Origin of the sequence: Desulfosarcina sp. (genome assembly GCF_041551955.1) — a bacterium.
GTDB lineage: Bacteria > Desulfobacterota > Desulfobacteria > Desulfobacterales > Desulfosarcinaceae > Desulfosarcina.
Genome location: NZ_JBFELV010000371.1, coordinates 1 through 5184 on the forward strand (window position 1 = coordinate 1; position 5184 = coordinate 5184).

Genomic DNA, 5184 nt, shown 5'->3' on the forward strand with positions numbered 1-5184 from the left:
CCCAAGGCATATCGCTATTCCGGGATCTCCGGTTGAGCCATTTACGCCATGCACGCTTTACTTGATCAAAGAACCGCCTGAGACTACGCATGTTTAAGGTGATCCCATAAAAACCATAGTGCCCGGATACCTTGCGACAAAGCGCCCGATGCTGGTCCGCTATCGGATCATGACGGTGTTCTTTGCACCATCGATAGACCCTTTGCACAGATTCCTTTAGCTTTTTGCTCGCGGTCTTGCGCTGCACGACCCATTTGCCTTTTCTCGATTTACCCCAATAGTGCGTAAATCCCAGAAATACAAAAGTCTCGGACTTACGAAGGGGAGGCTTTGGGCGATTAAAGTCCACCAGACGGGTCTTGGTTTCATGCAACGCCAAGTCGTATTTTCCAAAACGCTTGGGTAATACTGCCTGTACCCGCCGGGCGTCCCGCTCGTTAGCGAAAAATATCACGTAGTCATCGGCGAACCGAATCAACTCTGCCTTTCCATTCAGCCGAGGCTTGACTTGCTGCTCAAACCACTTGTCGAGCACCTCGTGCAGGTAAACATTGCTCAAAAGTGGCGATAGCACTCCGCCTTGCGGTGTTCCCTGCAAGGGGTAGTGTATCGCACCGTCGTGCATTACCCCTGCTTTAAGCCATTTGCCAATCGTGCGCTTCATTACACCATCGCGTACCCGCTTGCTTAGAAACTCACGCAGATGCTGGTGACTCACCGTGTCGAAGTAGCTTTTGATATCCACTTCCAACAGCCAGCAGCCACCCATCTTCATGACCCCATGCCACAGTGCTTCCAGAGCCTGGTGCACAGACCGTCCTGGACGAAACCCGTATGAACCGTCCAAAAAGTCTTGCTCGTACAGTGGCGTCAGTACCATGACCACCGCCCTTTGGAGGATTTTGTCCTCCAGAGTCGGTATCCCTATCGGCCTTTTACGGCCATCTGCTTTGGGAATGTACACCCGCTTAACCGGCGGGGCTTTGTAGCGCCCGGACTTTAATCGTTCCAGCAAGGACCTCAGGTTCTCATCCAGATCCCTCTCGTACTCCTTGGCTGTTACATTGTCTATTCCGGCTGCACCGTCTTTGCGGGTTCTCCGATACGCATGGTACATCCATTCAAGGTCAATATGATGGGCCAGCGAGGTGATTCCCGCATCCGGCATGAGCCTCGCAAGCTCCGCTATCCGTTGCTGTTTCGTGTACACTTGACAGGATTCCAATGCATCCTCCGTGTTTCCCAACAACAGTTCCATAATCCCGACACGGCCCTTCCCTCTTCCGGCTCGCCACGGGTTGGATTCGCCGTCGTCAATGGTACTATGCCCGTGCTAAGACTCCCTTGTGCCATCCCGCCGCACTTCGTTGCCTTCGTTTGGCGGTACCATCGGTCTTGCGTCATGTCCTCATTGCGCTGTCAGCTCCCGCAAGAAGGATTGACAGCTCTGGTGTTCACGGCCTTTCCCCCGTCGGCTCACCTGGGCCGGAGTTTTCCGATGGAGCAGTTCGGGTCTCCCAGGTTCCTGGGAAGCCCTCTCGTACCTTTGCCATGCTCAAAAGACCCCGGCCGCGCCGCCCTCGCCACTGCCACTGAGCAAAGACGGTCTCGCCCCCGCTACATCGATCACGAAGGCCGCAGCATTAATCATCTTTTCGAGGTTGGTTCACACAGCTTCGGTACTCGCTGTCTACGCTTCCAGATTCGGTTTCCCTACACTGGCAAGACTCGCTTCCGGTCGGGTGGCAGCCCTTACCGGGTGGGTTTCGAACCCACTGGACTTCAACGGCGAATTTCAATCAGGTCCCGTTGCGCCTGATATTCCAACGCCCCAGGCTTTGCCTGGCGCCACGATGTTCGACGTTCATCTTTTTAGTCGCCTACCACCCGCCACCTACGACCTACAACCTACGTTCTACCCCAACCACCGGCTGCCGTCCCACACTGATGTATAAAAAGCCCATCTCCTTCATGAATGAACGCGAAAAGAGGTTTCTGCCGTCGAAGACGACGGGATCGTTGAGCATGTTCTTGATGCGGTTGAAGTCCGGGTTGCGGAACTGGTTCCAGTCGGTGACCACGGCCAGGGCGTCGGCGCCGTCGACGGGGTCGTACTGGTTATCCATCACGGCTACCGACGGGTTGTCCTTCAGTATTTTTCGCGCATTGTCGCCGGCCACGGGATCGTATGCCTTGACGGTCATGCCGGCATCGGTAAGCGAGCGAATGGTGTCCAGGGCCGCGGACTCGCGCATGTCGTCGGTGTTGGCCTTGAAGGCCAGGCCCCACAAGGCCACGGTCTTGCCCTGCGCCCCCCCTTTTTCCTTAAAGTACCGCTTGATCTTTTCGGCCAACATGCCTTTCTGGCGGTTGTTGACCGCGTCCACCGCCTCCACCAGGCTGGGTGCGCAGCCGTATGATTTGGCCGTGTGGATCAAGGCGCGCACATCCTTGGGGAAGCACGACCCGCCGTAGCCCACCCCGGGATAGATGAAGTGGTAGCCGATGCGCCGGTCGGAACCGATGCCGGCGCGGACTTCACGCACGTCGGCGCCCACCGCCTCGCAGATGTTGGCCACCTCGTTCATGAAGGAAATCTTGGTGGCCAGCATGCAGTTGGCCGCATATTTGGTCATCTCCGCGCTGCGGACGCCCATGACGATCATCTTGTCGCGGCTGCGGGCAAAGGGCGCGTAGAGGGTCTCCAGCAGTTTGGCCGTGCGCACGTTGTCCGTGCCCACGATCACGCGGTCGGGCTTCAAAAAGTCGTTGACCGCGTCGCCCTCTTTGAGAAACTCCGGATTGGAGACCACGTCGAACTCCACCGACGCGCCCCTCTTCTTGAGTTCCTCGGCGATGATCCCCTTGACCCGGTCGGCCGTGCCCACCGGGACGGTGGACTTGTTGATCACGATCTTGTAGTCGTCGATGATCCGGCCGATCTGGGTGGCCACTTGATCCACATAGGAGAGGTCGCACGACCCGTCCGGCATCGACGGCGTGCCCACGCAGCTGAAGACGAACAAGGCGTCGCGCATGCCTTCGGCCAGATCGGTGCTGAAGGTCAGCCGCCCTTCGGCGGTGTTGCGGGTGACCAGGGGCTCGAGGCCCGGCTCGAAGATGTGCACCTTGCCGGCCTTGAGCCGGTCGATGATCTGAGGGTTGACATCGATGCATGACACATCGTTGCCCATTTCCGCCAGGCAGGCGGCAGCCACCAGGCCGACGTAACCGGTTCCGATAATGCAGATGTTCAAGATAAATTCCTTTGTTGGTTAGTTAGAATGGTTGAATTGGTTTGATTCGTTTGGTTAGTTGGATTGGTTGAATTGGTTTGATTCGTTTGGTTAGTTGGATTGGTTGAATTGGTTTGATTCGTTTGGTTAGTTGGATGGGTTCGGTTGGTTTTATTGGTTCGTTGACTGCGCTTGAGGTAGGAAATCAATCCATTTATTTTCTTCCAGACGCAATTCCCTGATTGTTTGATTTCATTCATTTCCTCTTCACTGATGTAATTCTGATCCAGTGCAACATAGGCGTGACTTATGGATTCAGCGATGGATGCTCGGGAATAATCAAGGAATTTCATAAAATCCTTTGAACTGCTCCGGTGAAAACCTTCAGCGGTATTGGCCATTGAGGAAACCGCGCTTCTTCTGATTTGACTGACCAACTCGAAATCCTTTTTAAAGCTGTTACTTTTCGTCAATCTGTAGACGACTGCGACAAATGATCTTGCCTCCATCCAGCATTCGAGTTCCTCGAACCGTTTTATTGTGGCCATGAAATCCTCAATTATTTTAACAAATCGAACCAACTAACTATAGTACTCTTTGTACCACTCCACAAACTTCCCAATGCCGTCGTCAATGGAAGTTGCCGGTTTAAATCCCACATCCCGGATCAGGTCGTCCACGTCGGCATAGGTGGCCGGCACATCGCCGGGCTGAAGATCCATGAAATTTTTGATGGCCGTTCGGCCGAGGGCCGCTTCGATGGCTTTGATGAAATCCATCAGTTCGACCGGCTGGTTGTTGCCGATGTTGTAGATCTTGTAGCGCACGTAGGAGGTGCCGGGGTCCGGCGAATCACCGCTCCAGGCCGGGTTGGGGTCGGGGATGTTTTTCATCACCCGCACCACGCCCTCGACGATATCGTCGATATAGGTGAAGTCACGCCGCATCTTCCCGTGGTTGAACACGTCGATGGGTTTGCCTTCGAGGATCGCCCGGGTGAACAGGAACAGGGCCATGTCGGGCCGCCCCCACGGGCCGTACACCGTAAAAAAGCGCAGCCCGGTGCAGGCCATCTTGAACAGGTGGCTGTAGGTGTGGGCCATCAACTCGTTGGATTTTTTGGACGCGGCGTACAGCGAGACCGGGTGGTCCACGTTGTGGTGCACGGAAAAGGGCATGTTGGTGTTGGCCCCGTACACCGAGCTGGAGGAGGCGAAGACCAGGTGCTTGACCCCGTGATGCCGTCAGCACTCCAGCACGTTGACAAACCCCACCAGGTTGGAATCGACGTAGGCCCGGGGATTGGTCAACGAATAGCGCACCCCGGCCTGGGCGGCCAGGTTCACCACCACCTCGATGGCGTTTTCCCTGAAGATCGCCTCGAGGTCGGCGGCGTGCGCGAGATCGGTCCGGTGAAAGGAAAAGGCCGGATAGGCCTTCAGGGTCTCCAGGCGGTCTTTTTTGAGCCCCACATCGTAGTAATCGTTGAGGTTGTCCACCCCGAAGACGCGGTGGCCCTCGTCGAGCAGCCGTTTGGACAAGTGGAAGCCGATGAAGCCGGCGGCGCCGGTGACCAATGCGGTTTTGAATTCCAGATTCATGTTTTACCTGTGGTTTGGTTGGTTTGAGCCTTCCGTCATGGAAAGCGTATTTTAGATAAACGGTTTGATTGGTTATCTTCGTTTTGATCGTTGGGAACGATAACGATCGGTTTTAGGTTTTAGGTGTTAGGTGTTAGGTGTTAGGTGTTAGGTGTTAGGTGTTAGGTGTTAGGTGTTAAGGGACGGTTGACGGTTGCCGGTTCACGGTTGGCGGTTAAGACCTTGATGAACCCGTAAAAAGTCGAGATATCCTCTTTTTTGTCATCCCCGCGAAGGCGGGGATCTATAAGTTTCAGACAGTTATGGACAGCGCTGAAAAAGCTTCACTACGTGCCCCGCCTTCGCGG

General features: G+C 55.3%; 3 protein-coding genes and 1 pseudogene. All 4 read right to left on the reverse strand.

Going from position 1 to position 5184, the window contains the following annotated elements; all coding sequences use genetic code 11:
* A partial coding sequence (gene ltrA, locus ABYV26_RS20350) for a group II intron reverse transcriptase/maturase (protein ID WP_372683195.1) occupies window positions 1-1168 on the reverse strand: 1168 nt, incomplete at its 3' end.
* A 733-nt stretch (window positions 1169-1901) separates the two neighbouring features.
* Complete coding sequence (locus tag ABYV26_RS20355) at window positions 1902-3257, reverse strand: UDP-glucose/GDP-mannose dehydrogenase family protein (protein ID WP_372683196.1); 1356 nt, start codon at window positions 3255-3257, stop codon at window positions 1902-1904.
* Window positions 3254-3784, reverse strand: coding sequence for a four helix bundle protein (locus ABYV26_RS20360; RefSeq protein WP_372683197.1), 531 nt, complete (start codon window positions 3782-3784; stop codon window positions 3254-3256). Before ABYV26_RS20360 ends, ABYV26_RS20355 begins: the two co-directional genes overlap by 4 nt.
* Before the next feature lie 33 nt (window positions 3785-3817).
* Window positions 3818-4837, reverse strand: a pseudogene (locus tag ABYV26_RS20365) (NAD-dependent epimerase).
* Window positions 4838-5184 lie beyond the last annotated feature (347 nt).